The sequence below is a fragment of the Saccharospirillaceae bacterium genome (genome assembly GCA_022448365.1).
Lineage (GTDB): Bacteria > Pseudomonadota > Gammaproteobacteria > Pseudomonadales > Oceanobacteraceae > Bacterioplanoides.
Genome location: JAKVCS010000033.1, coordinates 1 through 2147, shown reverse-complemented (window position 1 = coordinate 2147; position 2147 = coordinate 1). Strand labels below are relative to the sequence as shown.

General features: G+C 52.6%; 3 protein-coding genes. 1 reads left to right on the top strand and 2 read right to left on the bottom strand.

The genetic code is table 11. The features are described from left to right. Positions 1–736 precede the first annotated feature (736 nt). Complete coding sequence (locus tag MK185_17810; GenBank protein MCH2042486.1) at positions 737–1342, top strand: DUF2306 domain-containing protein; 606 nt, start codon at positions 737–739, stop codon at positions 1340–1342. Between the two features lie 33 nt (positions 1343–1375). Here MK185_17810 and MK185_17805 read toward each other — a convergent pair whose 3' ends face one another. Further along, positions 1376–1525 carry a hypothetical protein gene (locus MK185_17805; GenBank protein MCH2042485.1) on the bottom strand — a complete coding sequence of 50 codons (150 nt, stop codon included), beginning with the start codon at positions 1523–1525 and terminating at the stop codon, positions 1376–1378. Between the two features lie 215 nt (positions 1526–1740). Beyond that, positions 1741–2147: DUF1585 domain-containing protein (locus MK185_17800; protein MCH2042484.1), on the bottom strand; the 407-nt coding region annotated here is incomplete at its 5' end.

Genomic DNA, 2147 nt, shown 5'->3' with positions numbered 1-2147 from the left:
AACGGGTCGGCCTGGGCCGTGGTGGGCAAGCCCGCCAGCAGAAAGAGTCCAAGTGTCAAGCTGGTCAGGACGGTTGCCTTGGTGATGGTCGCGTTCCCCGTGGTCTGCAGCTGTGTGGTCGTTTTCATTGTAGACTCCGTTTCCTGCACAAAAATGAATGATAATGATTTCAGAGAAGCTTTCGCTTCTTACTGCAGGGAACTATCGCAACGAGCGTGCCAAAAACAGCACTGACGGGCCTGGGGAAGTGGCCGTTCGGGGTTATGGCATAATTCGTAAACTGTTTTAAATGCATGCTTTATGCTGTGTTTACCAGCCACAGAAAACGTTCCACAGCCGCCGCCCGATTTTTATTTTCCGCACTCAGGCGGGGTGTTTTGTCGCGGCATTCGCCTCCAGAAAATCAGTATTTTCTCAATATGAGAAAAAAGTGACATCCGTTTGAACACGCTGTGTGGGGGCCGTTTGGCCTGCGTTTTGGTGCGCAGATCCACCAGCAGAGAGAGGTTTGCCAGCAGCGCGGGCCCGGGATTCAAACGCGCCAGTCGGGTGGTCTGGGTGATTACCCTGTTTGTCGTGGCGGACCGGCAAAGGTCCAGATGGTGGTAAAACCGTTGGGATGGATTGGTATTCAGGCACCTCACCAATTGCTAGGGTGAAACGTTTTTCTGAGCACGGCAGCGGGTAAGCATGCCGTTCCTTTCGGATCACTAAATCGTTGCTGGAGGCGTGGACCATGAGAGGAGCCATCTGGACGAGTTGTTTTTTGGGAGCAGTCTCGATCGCCCTCCAAGCCATTAGTTTTCTGGATTTTCAGCCGAAAAGGATATTGCTGGGGAAGGGGGAACTACTCGAACAAAATAGCTATCTCGTGGCATTCTATGTGCATATTATCTTCGGGTCCGTGGCCCTGGTGGTTGGACCGATCCAGTTTCTGCCTTGGATCAGGGAGCGTTGGCTGAGCTGGCATCGCGGCTGCGGGGCGCTTTATGTGCTCAGCTGTCTGTTGAGTGGTGTGTCGGGATTCTATATTGCGTTCTATGCGGAGGAGGGTCCGGCCACGGCTTTCGGTTTCGGTACCCTGGCCAGCTTGTGGTTGTCGTGTACCGTGCTGGCCTCTCAATCGGTCCGCACAAAACAGTTTGCCGCGCATCGCGCATGGATGCTACGCAGTTATGCACTTACATTTGCAGCGGTGACCCTGCGCACATGGTTGCCTTTGTTGACTGCAGGCTGGGAGATGTCTTTTGAAGCTGCCTACCCGATCGTCAGTTGGCTTGCCTGGGTCCCGAACCTGCTTGCGATGGAAGGGTACATCAGGGTGAGTCGCTCACGGCAATGATTCGATTATCGAATACGCTGGGCGGCAAATTCGCTACTCCCGGTTTTTACGTTCAGGGTAGCTTCCATCCTGGAGCAAATTAAAAGCTCGGTACATGTTGTGCCACACTGTATGTTCGGTCGAACGCAGGATAAGAGCGGCCATAATCATACAACCACCGAGAATCAAAGCTTCGGCTTCCATGTCGAGTCTCCTGATAAATTAAATCTAGCCCTGCCAGCGTTGCTGTTTTCAACGTCTCCCCATCTTCGCCCCAATTGTGGGCGTGTGCAAGTCTTTTGGCCGCTGCTGAGCCAGCAGGTCGTAAGAAACGTCTTCGATGACATTTCATTGATTGCATCCGGGTAGGTTTCTAATCTCAGTGTTGATGCTGATTATAGATAAAAGGTTGAAATACCTCAGCGGTCTTGTCGGCATCTGAATTGCCTTGAGAGGACGATCTGTTCAATAACCGTGTCGATTTGGTATCCGTCTTCTTGAACCTTGCGGAGGATTGGTACCAGCGCCACTCGGTCAAACGGCTCGATGTTTCGCCCCAGGGCATAAGCCAGCATCGTTTTAACGAAGTTGTGGGCGATTTCTTCTTGATAGACTTCCAGCAATAAGACTTTCATTTCCCGAGGTGTGCTAAACGTCTTTCCATTGGGCATCACGCCTGCTGAAACCACAGGAGCCTGGTCGGGATACTCGGTTCGCCACTGACCGTTTGGCGCAAAGTTTTCCAGCCCGAGCCCCAATGGATCGATCGCCTTGTGGCACGAAATGCATGCGGACCGGGAAACGTGTTGCTGGAGCAGTTCAGCAA

What these genes read in the sequence shown, in the direction of transcription:
- MK185_17810 (MCH2042486.1), top strand. Translation starts at nt 737, where the DNA reads ATGAGAGGAGCCATCTGGACGAGTTGTTTTTTGGGAGCAGTCTCGATC.
- MK185_17805 (MCH2042485.1), bottom strand. Translation starts at nt 1,525, where the DNA reads ATGGAAGCCGAAGCTTTGATTCTCGGTGGTTGTATGATTATGGCCGCT.